Source organism: Kitasatospora sp. NBC_00240 (assembly GCF_026342405.1).
Classification (GTDB): domain Bacteria; phylum Actinomycetota; class Actinomycetes; order Streptomycetales; family Streptomycetaceae; genus Kitasatospora.
The window spans coordinates 4,369,354-4,385,093 of sequence record NZ_JAPEMU010000001.1 but is presented as its reverse complement, the minus strand read 5'-3'; the positions used below and the strand labels follow the sequence as shown (position 1 = coordinate 4,385,093).

13 protein-coding genes and 1 pseudogene are annotated in these 15,740 nt (G+C 74.4%); 8 read left to right on the top strand and 6 right to left on the bottom strand.

What is annotated here, in order from left to right; genetic code table 11:
- The first annotated feature begins 461 nt into the window (after positions 1-461).
- The gene (locus OG689_RS18455; RefSeq protein WP_266321722.1) at positions 462-1,613 is read left to right on the top strand and encodes a hypothetical protein; all 1,152 of its coding nucleotides are present in this window, start codon (positions 462-464) and stop codon (positions 1,611-1,613) included.
- 166 nt (positions 1,614-1,779) lie between these two features.
- Here OG689_RS18455 and OG689_RS18450 read toward each other — a convergent pair whose 3' ends face one another.
- A complete protein-coding gene (locus OG689_RS18450) occupies positions 1,780-3,132 on the bottom strand; it encodes an ABC transporter substrate-binding protein (RefSeq protein ID WP_266321720.1) in 1,353 nt (450 codons plus the stop codon).
- A 244-nt stretch (positions 3,133-3,376) separates the two neighbouring features.
- On the opposite strand from OG689_RS18450, the gene OG689_RS18445 reads away from it, so the two are divergent.
- Together OG689_RS18445 and purU are read left to right on the top strand one after the other, a co-directional pair.
- Positions 3,377-3,820, top strand: coding sequence for a hypothetical protein (locus tag OG689_RS18445; RefSeq protein WP_266321718.1), 444 nt, complete (start codon positions 3,377-3,379; stop codon positions 3,818-3,820).
- Positions 3,821-4,007: 187 nt separating this feature from the next.
- On the top strand, positions 4,008-4,874 hold the full coding sequence (gene purU / locus OG689_RS18440) for a formyltetrahydrofolate deformylase (RefSeq protein WP_073924083.1): 867 nt from the start codon (positions 4,008-4,010) through the stop codon (positions 4,872-4,874).
- Between the two features lie 111 nt (positions 4,875-4,985).
- Here purU and OG689_RS18435 read toward each other — a convergent pair whose 3' ends face one another.
- From OG689_RS18435 to OG689_RS18425, 3 genes and pseudogenes are all read right to left on the bottom strand, one after another.
- Positions 4,986-6,251 carry a zf-HC2 domain-containing protein gene (locus OG689_RS18435; protein WP_266327254.1) on the bottom strand — a complete coding sequence of 422 codons (1,266 nt, stop codon included), beginning with the start codon at positions 6,249-6,251 and terminating at the stop codon, positions 4,986-4,988.
- Positions 6,248-6,556, bottom strand: coding sequence for a sigma factor-like helix-turn-helix DNA-binding protein (locus tag OG689_RS18430; RefSeq protein WP_266327253.1), 309 nt, complete (start codon positions 6,554-6,556; stop codon positions 6,248-6,250). The genes OG689_RS18435 and OG689_RS18430 overlap by 4 nt, the downstream gene beginning before the upstream one ends.
- A 202-nt stretch (positions 6,557-6,758) precedes the next feature.
- Positions 6,759-7,037: pseudogene (locus tag OG689_RS18425) on the bottom strand (sigma factor); the annotation flags it as partial.
- Between the two features lie 566 nt (positions 7,038-7,603).
- Between OG689_RS18425 and OG689_RS18420 the strand changes: the two are divergent.
- On the top strand, positions 7,604-8,134 hold the full coding sequence (locus OG689_RS18420) for an ATP-binding protein (RefSeq protein ID WP_266321716.1): 531 nt from the start codon (positions 7,604-7,606) through the stop codon (positions 8,132-8,134).
- Positions 8,135-8,645: 511 nt separating this feature from the next.
- On the opposite strand, the gene OG689_RS18415 is transcribed toward OG689_RS18420, so the two are convergent.
- Positions 8,646-9,653 carry a helix-turn-helix domain-containing protein gene (locus tag OG689_RS18415; RefSeq protein ID WP_266321715.1) on the bottom strand — a complete coding sequence of 336 codons (1,008 nt, stop codon included), beginning with the start codon at positions 9,651-9,653 and terminating at the stop codon, positions 8,646-8,648.
- A 306-nt stretch (positions 9,654-9,959) separates the two neighbouring features.
- Between OG689_RS18415 and OG689_RS18410 the strand changes: the two genes are divergently transcribed.
- The 4 genes from OG689_RS18410 to OG689_RS18395 all read left to right on the top strand — a co-directional run bounded on the left by OG689_RS18410 (position 9,960) and on the right by OG689_RS18395 (position 13,430).
- The gene (locus OG689_RS18410) at positions 9,960-11,198 is read left to right on the top strand and encodes an MFS transporter (RefSeq protein ID WP_266327251.1); all 1,239 of its coding nucleotides are present in this window, start codon (positions 9,960-9,962) and stop codon (positions 11,196-11,198) included.
- Between the two features lie 102 nt (positions 11,199-11,300).
- On the top strand, positions 11,301-11,834 hold the full coding sequence (locus OG689_RS18405) for a GNAT family N-acetyltransferase (RefSeq protein ID WP_266321713.1): 534 nt from the start codon (positions 11,301-11,303) through the stop codon (positions 11,832-11,834).
- 106 nt (positions 11,835-11,940) lie between these two features.
- On the top strand, positions 11,941-12,381 hold the full coding sequence (locus OG689_RS18400) for a DUF4229 domain-containing protein (RefSeq protein WP_266321711.1): 441 nt from the start codon (positions 11,941-11,943) through the stop codon (positions 12,379-12,381).
- Between the two features lie 77 nt (positions 12,382-12,458).
- Positions 12,459-13,430: a LacI family DNA-binding transcriptional regulator gene (locus tag OG689_RS18395; protein WP_266321709.1), complete on the top strand. Its 972-nt coding sequence runs from the start codon at positions 12,459-12,461 to the stop codon at positions 13,428-13,430.
- 45 nt (positions 13,431-13,475) lie between these two features.
- Here OG689_RS18395 and OG689_RS18390 read toward each other — a convergent pair whose 3' ends face one another.
- Positions 13,476-15,725 carry a transglycosylase domain-containing protein gene (locus OG689_RS18390; protein WP_266321707.1) on the bottom strand — a complete coding sequence of 750 codons (2,250 nt, stop codon included), beginning with the start codon at positions 15,723-15,725 and terminating at the stop codon, positions 13,476-13,478.
- Positions 15,726-15,740: the final 15 nt, after the last annotated feature.

The following is a 15,740-nucleotide window of genomic DNA, read 5'->3' as shown; positions in this document are numbered from 1 at the left end:
CCCGGCCTGCCCGGCGCCGTTCGCCCGCCCTGCGCGGCCTGTGCCGGCCTGCCGTGTGCCGGCCCGCCCTGCGCCGGTCCGTCGTGCCCGGGCCCGCCCGACCCTCGTCCGCCCGCTGCAGGCCCGTCCGGCGCCGGGCGGGACACTGCTCGGTCCTGCCCGGCAGCGGGCAGGAGAGGGCCGTTCGCGCTGCTCGCCGCCGCTGCCGGCCGCCCGGATCCGGGCAAGCGGCACTCCGCATGGTCACCCGTGACGGTGAACCGGTACCGTGGGCGCGACGTTCACGGGCAATTGACGCCCAGGAGAACCGCCCAGATGTGGTCCGCCGTCAACGAGGGCGCGGAACAACCGAGGAAGGCCCGGGTGCGCGTACGGGAGACAGGGGACGGGTGGCCGCCGGCCACTCGATCGCTGTCGGCTGTCCCGGCGGGCCCGGTGTCACGCACAGGTGAGGAATCGCGTTGAACCAGCGCCGCTCGTATCCCAACTCCGGTGACTTCAATCTGGATGACCTCTTCCGGCCGGAGCCCGGCCAGCAGCAGGGGCAGCCGGATCAGCAGCAGGGCCAGCTGCCCGGTCAGCAGCAGGGTCAGCCCGGCCTGCCGTCCCAGCCCGGACAGCCCGAGTACCTGGGCGGCGGCCCGGGCCAGCCCGCGCCGGCCCCCGGCGGCAGCTGGGGCGGCCAGCAGCAGTACGCGCCCCCGCAGGCGGCCGCCCCGGCGCCCGAGACCCAGTACCTGCCGCCGTACCCCACCGCCGACCCGCAGGGCGGCGGCTACCCCGCCCAGGGCGGCCCGCAGGGCTACCCGCCCCCGCCGCAGGCCGCCTACGGCTCCGCCGACCAGGGCTACGCCCCGGCGGACCACGGCTACCAGCAGCCCGGGTACCCGGCGGCCGCGCCGGCCTCGCCCGGCTACGCGGCGCAGGCCGACACGACCTTCACGCCCGCCCGCTCCTCGGCCGGCGCCGGCGGTCGGCGGCCGTCCTCCAAGCTGATCATCGGGGGTGTGGTGGCAGGCTGCGCCGCCGCCGGGATCCTGGTCGCCGTGCTGGTGAGCAACGGCGACTCCACCGACAACGGCCGGCAGAACCCGGGTACGCCGGTGGCGGCGGGCAGCAGCGCCGCCGGCAGCGGCAGCGCCGGGGCGACCGCGGGCGCGATGAGCGCGGCGGCCAAGGAGCAGGCCAAGGGGCTCTCCGACCTGCTGGGCACCGCCAACGACAGCCGCCAGGCGGTGATCGGGGCGGTCGCCTCCGTGCAGAAGTGCGACAAGCTCCCCGAGTCGCAGCAGGCGCTGACCGCCGCGGCCGGCCAGCGCAGGGATCTCAAGACCAAGCTGGCGGCGCTGAAGACGGACCAGCTGCCCACCGGTCCGCAGCTGGTCGAGCAGCTCAACCAGGCCTGGGAGGCGTCGGCCACCGCCGACACGGAGTACGCGGCCTGGGCCGGCGACGCCCAGGCGGGCTGTGACCCGAAGAAGGACAACGCGCACTACAAGGCGGCGGTGGCGGCCAGCGGCACGGCCACCACGGCCAAGAAGCAGGCCTCGGCGCTGTGGAACGCGATCGCCGGCCAGGCCGGCCTGGCCACCAAGAGCGACGGGGACCTCTAGGGCTCGCGTGCGGCCCCCTCGGCGGGCCCGTGCCCGGCCGCCCTGGCCGGGCGGCGGGGTGGCGGGGCCGCGCCTGTCACGGGCCCGGGCCGTGCCCGGAACGGGAAGGCGGGCCGGGCCCCACCGGCCCGGCCCGCCTTCGTGCACCGCACCCCGCGGTCGGCTGCTACGGCTTCTTGCCCCCGGTCAGCACCCAGCGCACGTCCACGAAGCCGGGCTGCTGGAGGGTGAGCCGTCCGGAGCTCGCCTGCTGGTAGGTGACCCAGGTGTTCACCAGCCGCGGCGACTCCGCGCTGGCCAGCATGTTGGTGGCGCCCCAGGCCAGTGGCGGGGTCAGGCCGACGGTGTCGATCGGGTCGCCGCTGTCCAGCACCGCGGTCAGCGCCTTGGTGTTGATCGGGCGGCCGGCCGCCCTGAGCCGCTCGCCGACCTGGCGCAGCACCTCGTACGCGACCCAGGTGGTCTGCACGCCGGAGTCGGCGACGTCGACCATCTTGCCGTCGGCGGAGTTGGCCCGGATCACCGAGCGCAGTGCGTCCCAGACGCCCGAGGACTCCGGCGGGTACCAGCCGGCGACGTACGCGCCGGCCAGCGGGCCGCTGTCGCCACCGGTGGAGTCGACCACCGACTGCTGGACGCTGCCGATCACCGAGGCGAGCCTGGTGTTCTTCGGGCCGAGGCGGCGGTAGGAGTCGAGCAGGTTGCCGGTCGGCTCGGTGCCCAGGGCGACGGTCACGCAGTTGCCGGCGTCGTCCTTGCCGATGGCCTTGCGGGCGACCTCGGTGTAGTCGCTGGACTTCTCCGGTGCCTTGACGTCGACCAGCTTGACGCCGGCCGGCTTGAGCGCGTTGGCGAGGTAGCCCAGCAGGCTGTCGCCGGCCGGGGTGTCCGGGCGGACCAGGGCGACCGAGCGGCAGCCGCTGTCGACCAGCTGGCGGCCGCTGCCGGCGATCAGCGCCGGCATGCCGCCCGCCACGGGGTAGGACAGCGGGCTGCTGAACTCGGCGCCGGAGAGGCCGTAGCCGCCGAGGTACGGGATGCCGGCCCGCTCCAGGGTGGTCATGAAGCTCTCGCCGAACTGGCTGTACGAGCCGACCACGGCGATCGCCTTGGCGTCCACCGCCTGCTGGGCGCACTTGGCGGCGCCGGCGGCCTCGTTGTGCTCGTTGCAGGTCAGCACCCGCACCCGGTGGCCGCCCAGGCCGCCCTTGGCGTTGATGTCGCGGCCGACGGCCTCGGCCAGGGCCGTCATGCCGGGCCGGTCGGTGGACCCGGTGCCGGACGGCGCCCAGGTCATCACGGTGAGTTCGGCGCCGCCGGTCGATGCGTCGGCCGGGCCGCCGCAGGCCGAGGCGGCGAACAGTGCCGGCAGCATGGCCACCGCCATGGCTGTGCTCACCACGGTCCGGCGGCCTGGGGAGCGCCGTCCGGGTCGGCCCGCCGCGTCGTCACGGCGCCCGGCCGGCTGCTGCTCTCCCGCCGACTGCTGGTCCTCGGGCGATGCGGTCTGCCTGAACATGGCTTTCCCTCCCTGGGCAACCCTGTTGCTCACTGGCACCAGCCAAGCCGCCATGCCACAAGCACAGAGGGCAGAAAAGCGAACGGACGGCCAACGCGGGCGGAACACCGGGTGGGGGAGGTCGGGGACGCGTGTAGAACGCGAACGGTGGGGGAACGTACGATCACTCCCCATGTCCGCCAGCACAGATTCTTCGTATCGGTCTGCCCGAAACCCTTCTCGTCCGGGGCACCGCTCCAGCACGATGGGCGGCATGCCGCTCAACGACCTGCCCTGGTGGCGCTGGCGCGCCCGACTGCGCTCGGCGCTGCACATGCTGTCCGACCCCGCCTTCCAGCAGGAGACCTGGCTGGCCGGCCGGGACGGCTTCGGCGACGTGACCGATGCCGTGTACCGCCTGGTGGAGGACACCTGGCTGGACCGCTGGTCCGCCGAGAAGTACGTCGGCACGATCTTCCGTGACTCCGGCGAGGCCGCCGTGGTGGACGTCGCGGTGCTGCGGGTGGTGCGGATCCTGCACCAGGTGGGCGCGGACGCGCCGGTCTCCGACTACCTGGCGCACCACGGCTGGCCGGAGGCGATCCGGGCCTGCCGCGAGGCCCATGTGCGGCTGGCGCAGAACGACGGCGACGACCCGGACGCGGCCCCGCGTTCGCTGGAGGTCCTGCGCATCATGACGCAGGTCTGACCGGCTGCTCGCCCACGCCCGGGCCCGTACGGGTCCGGGCCGGGCCGGCCCGGTCGCGGTCGTCCCCGGCCGTCCCGTGCCGCTGCGGCCGGGCGTCCCGCAGTTCGGGCAGCGCGGCGAGCACTGTCCGGAATATGACACGCTTGACCGTCCACGCCGAACGATCTTCAGGACAGGACCCCCCACCGTGGAACAGCAGACGGCCAGCGCCCAGTACGTCCTCACGCTGTCCTGCCCGGACAAGCAGGGGATCGTGCACGCGGTCTCCAGCTACCTCTTCATGACCGGCTGCAACATCATCGACAGCCAGCAGTTCGGCGACGGGGACAGCGGGCTGTTCTTCATGCGGGTGCACTTCTCCGCGGAGGAGCCGGTCACGGTCGACAAGCTGCGGGCCAGCTTCGCCGCCATCGGCGCCTCGTTCCGGATGGACTGGCGGATCCACCCCAGCGCGGAGCGGATGCGGATCGTCCTGATGGTCAGCAAGTTCGGCCACTGCCTGAACGACCTGCTGTTCCGCACCAGCATCGGCGCGCTGCCGGTGGAGATCGCCGCGGTGGTCTCCAACCACGGCGACTTCGAGGAGCTCACCGAGTCGTACGGGATCCCCTTCGTGCACATCCCGGTCACCCGGGACACCAAGGCGGACGCCGAGCGGCAGCTGCTGGACCTGGTGGAGCGGGAGAACGTCGACCTGGTCGTGCTGGCCCGCTACATGCAGGTGCTCTCTGACGACCTGTGCAAGGCGCTCTCCGGCCGGGTCATCAACATCCACCACTCCTTCCTGCCGAGCTTCAAGGGCGCCAAGCCGTACCACCAGGCGCACACCCGGGGCGTGAAGCTGATCGGCGCCACCGCGCACTACGTCACGGCGGACCTGGACGAGGGCCCGATCATCGAGCAGGAGGTGGCCCGGGTCACCCACGACGTGACGCCGGACCAGCTGGTCGCGCTCGGTCGGGACGTCGAGTGCCAGGCGCTGGCGCGGGCCGTGAAGTGGCACAGCGAGCACCGGGTGCTGCTCAACGGGACGCGCACCGTCGTCTTCACCTGAGCGACCTGAGCGACCTGAGCGACCTGAGCCACCCGCGCCGCCTGAGCCGCCTGAGGCCCGTGAGCCCGCGGCCCCGGCCGGCCGGGCCAGCCGGGCCGGCCGGCGGTCCCGTCAGGGCCGGGACAGCAGGGGCGCGGCGCGCAGCACCTCGCGGATCGCGGCCCGGTCGCCGTGCTCGCCGACCGGCAGCCGGTCCGGGTCGCGGTGGGCGGCGGCCAGCTGGCAGAACTCCAGGCCGTCCAGCACCATCGCGGCGACCGGCTCGGTGGTCCGCCCGTACCCGGCCCGGTTGCCCGGCGGGGCGGGCCCGTCCAGCGGGATCAGCCACTCGCCGGCCGCCGGGCCGTCGATCACCAGCCTGAGCAGCCGGGCCGGCCGGTCACCGCCCGGGCCGGGGCCGGGGCCGTGGCCCGGGTGACCGGTGGGGCCGGGCCGCCCGGCGCGGCGCAGCGCGGCCACCGCCTCGGGGAGCATCCGGGCGGCCAGGTCGATCATCTGCCGCAGGTGCGGCGGAGCCGGCGGCGCGTACGGGTAGGCGACCGCGCGGGCCACGTCCTCGCCGTGCACGTAGCACTCGAAGGCCCGGTCGACGAAGGCGTCCCGGAGCGGCAGGGCGGCGAACCCGTAGTCGACCGGGACGTTGCCCCCGGGCGCCAGCGCGGCGCTCCGGACCAGGGCGTGGGTCTGCCGGCGCCACCGCGTACGGACGGACTCGGGGGAGCAGCCGGCCTGGGCGGCGGCCAGCCGTTCGCTGCGGTCGACGATCCCGCTGAACGGCGAGGCGCCCTGCCGGGGGACCCGCGTCGCCGGCTGCCCGGCCTGGGCCGGTATCCGGGGTGCGGCGGGGGCGGCGGCCGGGCCGGGGGCGGCAACCGGTGCGCCGGGGTCCGGGCCGGCCGGGACCGGATCGGGGAGGCCGAGGGCCAGCGCCAGGTAGCCGTCCACCGCCGCCAGGTGGCTGAGCACCTCGGCCGGCCGGAGCCGGTCGGTGCCGCCGTGCCAGGGGAGTTCGACGATCTCCTGCCACTCCTCGGGGCCGAGGTCGCGCAGCAGCGCGTCGAGCTTGGCGGTCTCGGCGCCGTACGGCGCGCCCCAGGCGGGGACGGGGAGTTCGGCCGGACGCCGGGCCAGGCACCAGTCGAGCACCTGCTGGCGCAGCGCGCCGGACGGGTCGAGCGGCTCGTCGGCGGAGAGCCACCCGGCGGCGTCCCGCAGCCGGGTGCCCTCCTCGGCGCAGTCGGGGCAGAGCCGCAGGTGCCGTTCCAGCCCGGCGGCCTCGCGGCGCGGGCAGGCGCCCAGCGCCCAGGCACCGAGCAGGGAGCGCAGGTCCTCGTGCTGCTGCTCGGTGAGCGGTCCGGCGGTCGGGTCGGCGCTCACGACAGGCTCCCTGCGGGGGCGCCGGCGCCCGCGGTGGCGGTGCCCGCCGCCGGGGGAGCGGGCGCCGCGCCGCCCCGGGTGCCGTCCGCGCCGTCGCCGCCGTCCTCGTCCCGCACCTCGGTCAGTTCGGTGGCGAGCAGTTGCAGGCCGAGCCGCATCCGCTGCTTGGCGACCTGCTCGCTGATGCCGAGCCGGTGGGCCGTCTCCTGGTAGGTCCGGCCGTCGTAGTAGGTCGCGGTGATGGTCTCGCGCAGCGGGTGGGGGAGGGAGTCCACCACGTACTGCACGCGGGCGGCGGTCGCCACGGCGCGGATCTCCTCGTCCAGCGTGCCGCCCCGGGGGCTTTCCCCCGGGCCGCTCCCGGGGGGTCCGGTCCCGTCGGGGCCGGTTCCGTCCGTTGCGTCCGTTGCGTGCTCCGCCGGGCCGTCCGACCGGCTGCGGCTGAACCGGATCGCGGCCCTCGGGGTGCCGGCCTGGGGACACGCCGAGGGCCGCGATCCGGTTCAGCCGCAGCCGGTCGACCGCCCGGCGGTGCGTCAGGGCGCCGAGCCAGGAGCGCAGCGAGCCCTCGCCGGGGTCGAAGGCCTCCGGGTGGGTCCACAGATGGGCGAAGACTTCCCGGGTGAGCTGCTCGGCGGCGGCCTGGTCGGCCAGTATCCGGCCCGCCAGGCCGTGCACCAGCGGGGCGAGTTGGTCGTAGAGCTCGCCCAGCGCCGTCTCCTCGCCCCGGGCCAGGCGTCGTTGGAGTCGTTCGTCCCAGGAGGGTGTGTGTCCGGGGGTGGTCATCGGCACGCCCCTCCCGGCACGGTCCGGGCCGGCTGCCGCCGGCCTGCTGCTCCCAAGGTAGCCCTTGGGCCTCGCGGTCCGGGCGGAAATCCTCCGAAGGGGGTCGAAGAGCTGTCGGTCCGTCAGCACATCCGGTCCGTGCACGATGTCTTCGCGCGGGGCGCTGTTCGAAGGCGCGTGGACATATGTAGGAAGGGTGGTTCCAGAGTGGCGGCCGTGGTGTCCCGGGAATGGGCGGGTAGTTTCGCTACCCTCGTCCCCAGCGGGTCCGGCAGGGTCGTGGGCGGGCGCCCGGCCGGTCATCGGCGCGAGCGTCGCCAGAGTGAACGGGACAGTATGCACTGCCCTGTCCCCCGATCGTTGGAATATGCCCGAAGCGCTTGCTGCGGCCGAACCGCCGGATCATCCTGAGGCGTATTCGTGCCGCAGCCAGTACGTGACGGACAGGGTTGTGCGACGGACGAGAGCGCGGGGCTGCCCGGCCGCAGGGGCGGGCGGCCCGGGCCGGCCGACCGAACCGGCCCGATCGAAACGACGGTCGAACTGCGAGTGCGGGTGGTGGAGCGGTGCAGGTACTTCAAGTGCAACTGGCGGTGCAGGCGGACCCCGCCGAGGTCGGCCGGGCTCGCAGGTGGGTGCGCTCGCGGCTGCTGAACCAGGGAGTGGACCCGGACGCGCCGATCGCCGAGACGCTGGTGCTGGTCGTCTCCGAACTGGTCACCAACGCGGTGGTGCACACCGGGTGTCCGGCCGTGCTGAGGCTGCTGATGCCGGTGGACTCCACCGCCGCCCCGGGGCCGGCCGCCGCCGGCGGTGCCCGGCTGTTCGCGATGGTCGGCCCGTTGCGGGTCGAGGTCGCCGACGCCAGCCAGGTGGCGCCCGCGCCCCGGCACGCGGGCGACGACGAGGACGCCACCAACGGCCGGGGCCTGGAGCTGGTCGAGCTGCTCTGCGACCGCTGGGGCTGGTACCCGGACGGCTCGGGCAAGCGGGTCTGGTGCGAGATCGACGCCGCGGCCACCGCCGTCCGGCCGATGGCGGGCGGCCTGGACGCGCCGCTGCACGACTCGCTCGACCGGGTGCCGGCGGCGCCCTGAGACCGGCCCCGGCACCGTCCTGACGCAGGGCCTCCCGTGGGCCCTGACGCAGGGCCTGCCGCGGGCCCTGGCGCGGTGCCTGGCACGGGCCCTGACGCAGGTGCCGACACCGGCGTCGGCCGGATGCCGGTATCCGTCCGGTTCTGGCGGCCCGCTCGCCGGATACGGCCGAAAGACAACGCAACCATTCCGAATTTCGGACAACCCATTGACGTGAAGTATTCAGCTGATCACTCTTGGGTGCAGTTCTCCGTTGCGAGGGGACGTCGAGGAACCGCCGACCATCACCGCGGCACTGCTGTCCAGGGGGAACTCAGCAGGCGGGCCGTGCGGTGCCGGTTGCGCGAAAGCGCCTCGGCGAGTGCGGAGGGCTCGGCGCGGGTTCAGGGCCCGTGCGTCGCCGTTGGACGGCGGTCGGCCGTGCCGTGCTCGGGGTGCGCACGGCGCGCCGCCGTCCAACCCGCGGCCGGCACCCGCCCGCGTCTCCGCGGGACGCCCCGGAGCCGACCGCTCAGGCCGGGCGGGGGCGTTCCACCTCGCGGAAGGTCCGCCGGTAGGCGCTGGGTGCCACGTCCAGCCGCCCGCGCAGCTGCAGCCGCAGTGAGGCGGCCGTCCCGAACCCGGACTCCCGCGCCACCTGGTCGATCGTCAGGTCGGTCCCTTCCAGCAGCTGCCGGGCCCGCTCGGTGCGCTGCAGCGTCAGCCACTGGCCGGGGCTGCTCCCGGTCTCCTCGCGGAACCGGCGGGTGAAGGTGCGTACGCTCGTCCCGGCCCGGGCGGCGAGCTCGCGCAGCGCCAGCGGCTCGTCGAGGTGCTCCAGGGCCCAGGCCCGGACGGCCGCGGTGCCGGGCCCGGCCGTCCCGGTCACCGGCCGGGGCAGCTCGACGTACTGCTTCTGGCCACCCTCGCGCCACGGCGGCACGATGCAGGTGCGGGCGACGGCGTTGGCCACCGCGCTGCCGTGGTCGCGCCGGACCAGGTGCAGGCAGAGGTCGACCCCGGCCGCCACCCCGCCGGAGGTGAGCACGTCCCCGTCGTCGGTGAACAGCACGTCGGGGTCCAGCCGGACCTCGGGGAACAGGGCCGCGAAGTGCGCGGTGTGCCGCCAGTGCGTGGTCGCCGGACGGCCGTCCAGCAGCCCGGCCGCGGCCAGGACGAACGCGCCGGTGCAGATCGACACCAGCCGTGTCCCCGGCCGGAGCCGGGCGAGGGCGGCGGCCGTGTCGGGCACCGGTCCCCCCGTCGCGTAGGCCTCGGCGAGGGCGGTCGCGGCCGGGACCACCACGGTGTCGGCGTGCTCCAGGAGTTCGGGGCCGTGGTCGACGCTGATCCGGAAGTCGGAGCTGGTCGCGACCGGGCCGCCGTCCAGCGTGCAGGTGGCCACCTGGTAGAGCGGGGTGCCGTCCGGGGCCTTGGCGGACTCGAAGATCCGCGAGGGGATGGCGAGCTCGAAGGCGATCACGCGGTCCAGGGCCAGCACCGCCACCCGGTGCGGGGCCCCACGGTGTGCGGCGCTCATGCCGGTCTCCCCTCGTCGAGACTCCCGATGCTGCCACACGGGTGCGGACGTCGCTGGCCCGATCCTGACGAAACATGGCAGTCAGGCCACTCGTAGGGGTCGGCCGACTTCGGGACACTCGGCTCTGTGACCGAACCGACCACCCGCCCCGCCGCCGAGCCCGCCCCCGCCGACCGTGTCCCCGTCGTCCCTGTCGTCCCCGCCGCCGCTTCCGCCGCTCCCGCCGGTCCGGCCTCCACCCTCCCCGGCCCCGTCCCCGCCCCCGGCCGCGACCTCCGCCGGGCGTCCCGGCCGCACTACGCCTGGGTGGTCGCGGGCGTGGCCCTGCTGGTCCTGGTCGGCTCGGCCGGGTTCCGCTCCACCCCCGGCCTGATGATGGACGCGCTGAACGGCGAGTTCGGCTGGTCGCACGCGACCATCGCGAGCGCCGTCTCGGTCAACCTCACCCTGTACGGCCTGACCGCGCCGTTCGCCGCCGCGCTGATGGACCGCTTCGGCGTCCGGCTGGTGGTGGTCTGCGCGCTGCTGACCATCTCGACCGGCGCCGGGCTGACCATCCTGATGACGCAGAGCTGGCAGCTCATCCTCTGCTGGGGCGTGCTGGTCGGCCTCGGCAGCGGGTCGATGGCCGGCGCCTTCGCCACCACGGTCTCCGGTCGCTGGTTCCAGGCCCGGCAGGGGCTGGTCACCGGGGTGCTGACGGCCGGCGGCGCCGCGGGGAACCTGATCTTCATGCCGCTGCTGGCCGCGCTCGTCGAGCAGCACGGCTGGCGGACCGCCGTGGTGGTGGTCTCGCTGGCGTCCACCGCGGTTGCCGTCCCCGTGCTGCTGCTGATGCGCGAGCGCCCGGCCGACATCGGCCTGCTCCCGTACGGGGCGACCGAGGCCCCGCCCGCGCCGGTGACGCAGGGCAGCGCGCTGGCCCGGTCGTTGCGGGTGCTGCGGGAGGCCGCCCGCAGCAAGGCGTTCTGGCTGCTCGCCGGCTCCTTCGCGATCTGCGGCGCGACCACCGCCGGCCTGGTCGGCACCCACTTCATCCCGGCCGCGCACGACCACGGCATGCCGGTCACCACGGCGGCGGGCCTGCTGGCCATGGTCGGGGTCTTCGACGTGGTGGGCACGATCGCCAGCGGCTGGTTCACCGACCGCTTCGACTCCCGGAAGCTGCTGGTCGCGTACTACGCGCTGCGCGGGATCTCGCTGCTGTTCCTGCCGCAACTGTTCGCCGGCTCCCTGAAGCCGCCGATCCTGGCCTTCGTGATCTTCTACGGCCTGGACTGGGTGGCCACCGTGCCGCCGACCGTCGCGCTCTGCCGCCAGCACTTCGGGGCGGACGCGCCGATCGTCTTCGGCTGGGTGCTGGCCGCGCACCAGATCGGTGCCGCGGCGGTGGCGGGCCTGGCGGGCCTGTCCCGCGACGCGTTCGGCAACTACGACCTGGCCTGGTACGCGGCCGGCGGGCTCTGCGCGGTGGCGGTGCTGCTCTGCCTGGCACTGCGCCGGCGCCCGGCTGCGCCGGTGGTCCCGGTGGTGGCGCCGGCCTGACCGGTGGGCCCTCGGGGGCCGGCCGGGCGGGGCGGGCGCCCGGCCGCCACGGGCGCGTGCCCGTCACCTGCCCTTCACGGTGGGCTCATAGGATCAGTGTCCATGACGCTGAGTTTCACCCTCGACCCCGATCTCACCCCCGAACTGCGGGACGGCATCGTCCGGCTGTGGGCGGACGTCACCAACGCCGGCGGGGCCGTCGGCTTCGTCCCGCCGGTCACCCCGGACGACGTCCTGGCCACCGCCGAGAAGCAGTTCGCCGGGGCCGGGGCCGGGGCCGACGGCCCGGACCGCCTGCTGGTCGCCCACGACCGCGGGACCGGCCGGATCGCCGGGCTGCTCTTCTTCGAGTCGATGCGCTTCCCGCTGATGGAGCACTGGCGGATGCTCAAGCGGGTCATGGTGCACCCCGACTTCCAGGGCCGCGGGTACGGCGTCGAGCTGATGAGCGAGGCCGAGCGGACCGCCCGCGGCTGGGGACTGGCCGGCCTGCGGCTGACCGCCCGCGGCGGACTCGGACTGGAGGCCTTCTACCGGCGCTGCGGCTACCAGGAGGTGGGGCGGGTGCCCGGCGCGATCCGGGTCGCCCCCGGCGACGACCGCGACGACATCACCTTCTGGCGCGACCTGGCCTGACCCGCCCCGGGCCGGGAGCGGGGCGGGGCCGTACCCCGCCCGCCCGGCGCGGCATGCTTCACTGGGAGACCGGACCGGACCCACCCGTGCAGTAAGGATGTCCCTCGTGAGCAGCAAGCCGCTGAGCAGCCAGCCGCAGAGCAGCCAGCCGCAGAGCAGCCAGTCGCCGAGCAGCCCGCCGTCGGACGGCACCGCGCCGATCGGTCCCCCGCCGATCAGCACCGCGCACGCCACGCTCCGCTACACCTCGATGCGGGCCAGCATCTTCCTCGGCTGCCTGCTGCTCGCCCTGCTGCTGGGCCACTTCGGGGTCATCCCGGTCGCCGGCGCGTCCGGCTACGTCTTCCTCGTACTGCTCGCGGCCCTGGTCTCGGCGCCGCTGAGCTACGTCCTGCTCAGCAAGCAGCGGGACCAGATGTCGGCGCAGATCGCCGACAAGGTGAGCGGCCGGCTGCGCAGCAGGACCGCCGACCGCATCGCCGCCCAGAACGCCGAGGAGGACGCCGCCGACGACGCGGCGCGCTCGGCGTCCGCCGCTCAGAACTGACCGCTCCCGTGCCCCCGGACGGGACTCCGCAGGCGGGCCGGCCCGGGCCGGCGCCGCGCCGCCCGACCGGGCGGGACGTGGCCCGGCTGGCCGGCGTCTCCCAGGCCACCGTCTCGCTGGTGTTCTCCGGTTCGCAGGCCGGCCACCGGGTGTCGGAGGCGACCCGGGAGCGGGTCCGGGCGGCCGCCCGCGGGCTCGGCTACCGGCCGCAGGCCGCCGGGCGCCAGCTGCGGCTCGGCCGCAGCGGGATGATCCTGCTCGCCGTCCCGAACATCCTCGGGCCGTTCTTCGGCCGGGTGCTGATGGGCGTGCACGAGGAGGCCGGCCGGCACGGGCTGGCCGTGGTGGTCAGCTCCGGCTGGGGCAGCGCCACCCTCGCCGAGGCCGCCACCACCAGCCGCTTCGACGGCCTGCTGATCTGCTCGCCGGACGACAGCCAACTCGGTGAGCTGCCCGCCGACACCCCCGTGGTCTTCCTGGACGCCGACCCGGGCACCGACCCCGCCCGGCCGACCGTCGAACTGGACGTCGCCGGCGGCATGCGGGACGCCGTCGGCCACCTCGCCGGGCTCGGCCACCGCCGGATCGGCCACCTGCGCTCGATCCACTCCGCGTACACCTTCCGGGTCCGCCAGCAGGCTTTCGAGCGGGCCGCCGAGGAGCTCGGGCTGGAGGTGCTGGAGCTGGGCGTCAGCCTCAACCTGGGCCAGCCGGCGGCCCGCGCCGCCGCCCACGAGCTGCTGAGCCGGGCCGACCGTCCGCGCGCGGTGATCTGCGACGACGACGTGGTGGCCTCGGGCGTCTACCAGGCGGCGGCCGAACTGGGGCTGCGGATCCCGGCGGACGTCTCGGTGGTGGGCATCGACAACATCCCGGTGGCGGGCCTGCTCGCGCCGCCGCTGACCACGGTCGACCTGCCCGGCGAGGAGCTCGGCCGGGTCGGCCTGGCCGCGCTGGCCGGGCTGCTGCGGGGCGAGCCGGTCAGGCCGATGGCCGCCCTGGCCACCGGCCTGGTCCTCCGCTCGTCCACCGCTCCCGCCGGGGCCTGATCCGGCCCGTCCCCGAACCACCCGGTGACGATCCGGCCGGCCGGGCTACGGCTGGTCGGTCGGCTTCCCCGTCCCGCGCGGCCGGCGTTGCGTGGCCCCGGGGGAGGGCGTCCCGTCGGTGGCCCCCGGGCTCGCCGCGGGGCCGGTGGTGGACTTGGGATCGGTCCGCGGCGGCGGGTCGGGGATGTAGATCATGTTCAGCGGCTCCTTGGGGGTGCCGTGCAGGGCCTGGTTCATGGCGTCCCGCCAGATCGGTCCGGGGCCGGTGGCGCCGAACACCTCCCGGGTGAACTCCCCGTTGATGGTGATGTTGCGCATCTCGACGCCGCCGGCCGGGCCGCCGAGCCAGACGGCGGTGGCGAGCTGCGGGGTGTAGCCGTCGAACCAGGCGGCCTTCTTCTGGTCCGAGGTGCCGGTCTTGCCGGCGATCTGCCGCCGGTCGGTCAGACCGAGGTCGGCGCCCGTGCCCTTCTCGGTCACACCGTTCAGGACGGTGGTGAGGGTGTCGGCGGTCAGCTGCGAGATCACCTGGTTGCACGAGGCGGGCGGCACCGGGACGTCCCGGCCGTCCACCCGGGTGATCTTGTTGATCGAGAGCGGGGTGCAGTAGACGCCGCGGGCGGCGAAGGTCGCGTAGACGTTCGCCATGGTCAGCGGGCTGACCTCCTCCACGCCCAGCGCCATCGCGGGGACCTCCTCCAGCGGCTTGCCGCTGGCCTTGGCGCCGATGCCGAGCTTGTTGGCCATCTGCTTGACCGGGCAGAGCCCGATCTCCTGCTCCATCTGCACGAAGTAGGTGTTGACCGACAGGGCCATCGCCTCCTTCAGCTGGTACGGGCCGAACTCCTTGGCCGACTCGTTGGGCACGCTGCGTTCCTTGCCGGTGGCGAGGTTCTTCCAGGTGCCGTCGCAGGTCTTCATGGTCGGGTAGTCGATGCGGTTCGGCGCCGGGTACGACTGGGTCGCCGGGAGCCCCGCCTCCAGGGCCGCCGCCGCGACGACCGGCTTGAAGGTCGACCCGGGCTGGAACCCGTTGCCGCCGCCCATCGCCGCGTCGACGTTGTAGTTCACGACGGTCTCGTTCTTGTTCGGGTCCAGCCCGTACGGGCGGGTCTGCGCCATCGCCAGGATCTTGCCGGTGCCCGGCTCGATCATGGTCGCGGCGGCCGAGACGCTGTCGGTGACCTTCACGTTGCCGCTCACGGCGTCCTGCGCGGCGGCCTGCTTGTCCGGGTCGAGGGTGGTGTAGATGTTCAGGCCGCCCTGGTCCCAGAACTTCTTGCGCTCGGCCGCGTTCTTGCCGAAGGCCGGGTCCTGCTTCACCACGTGCCGGATGTAGTCGCAGAAGAAGCCCATCCCGGCGTTGGCGGTGATGCAGCCGTTGCGCGGCGGGTGGTAGGCCAGCCCGAGCGGGGCGGCCTTGGCGTCCTTGGCCTGCTCCGCGGTGATGTGCTTGTTCTCCAGCAGCTTGTCGATCACCACGTCGCGGCGCTTCTGCGCCGCCTGCGGGTGCAGCTTCGGGTCGTACTGCGAGGGGTTCTGCACCAGACCGGCCAGGGTGGCCGCCTCGGGGACGGTGAGGTCCTTGTTGCTCTTGCTGAAGTAGCGCTGGGAGGCGGCCTCGACACCGTAGGCGCCGTTCCCGTAGTAGGTGATGTTGAGGTAGTTGGTGAGGATCTGGTCCTTGGTCAGGTCCTCCTCCAGCTTGATGGCGTACTTCAGCTCCTGGATCTTGCGGCCCAGGGTCTTTCGCTGCGCCTCCCGGACGGCCGCCACGTCGTCGCCGGCCTTCTCGACGTTGACGTTCTTCACGTACTGCTGGGTCAGCGTGGACGCGCCCTGCACGGTGGCGCCGCTCTCGGCGTTCTTGCTGGCCGCGCGGAGCACGCCCTTGAGGTCCACCGCGCCGTGCTCGTAGAACCGGGCGTCCTCGATGTCGACCTGGGCCCGGCGCATGATCGGGGCCATCTGTTCGGCCGTCAGCACCGTCCGGTCGCGCTCGTAGACCTTGGCTATCAGGCCGCCCTTGGCGTCGAAGATCTGGGTCGCCTGGGAGAGGGCCGGGGTCTTGAACTCGTCGGGGATGCTGTCGAAACTGTCGGCGGTGCTCTTGGCCGTGAGGCCGAGCGCGCCGACGGCGGGCAGCGCCATGCCGGCCAGCAGCACGCCGGACAGCACGCTGACCGTCAGGAAGGTCGCTCCGTGGCGGGCCGAGCGGAGCGCCGCGTGTCCGCGGCCTGCTCTGAGTCGTGGGGTCTCGGAGGAGTCGGGCCTCGGGGGGCGCGTCGGTGCCATGCCCGAACACTATGT

Excerpts from the sequence above, each read along its gene's own strand:
- OG689_RS18450 (WP_266321720.1), bottom strand. The coding sequence starts at position 3,132 with ATGTTCAGGCAGACCGCATCGCCCGAGGACCAGCAGTCGGCGGGAGAG.
- OG689_RS18445 (WP_266321718.1), top strand. The coding sequence starts at position 3,377 with ATGGGCGGCATGCCGCTCAACGACCTGCCCTGGTGGCGCTGGCGCGCC.
- OG689_RS18415 (WP_266321715.1), bottom strand. The coding sequence starts at position 9,653 with ATGAGCGCCGCACACCGTGGGGCCCCGCACCGGGTGGCGGTGCTGGCC.
- OG689_RS18405 (WP_266321713.1), top strand. The coding sequence starts at position 11,301 with ATGACGCTGAGTTTCACCCTCGACCCCGATCTCACCCCCGAACTGCGG.
- OG689_RS18390 (WP_266321707.1), bottom strand. The coding sequence starts at position 15,725 with ATGGCACCGACGCGCCCCCCGAGGCCCGACTCCTCCGAGACCCCACGA.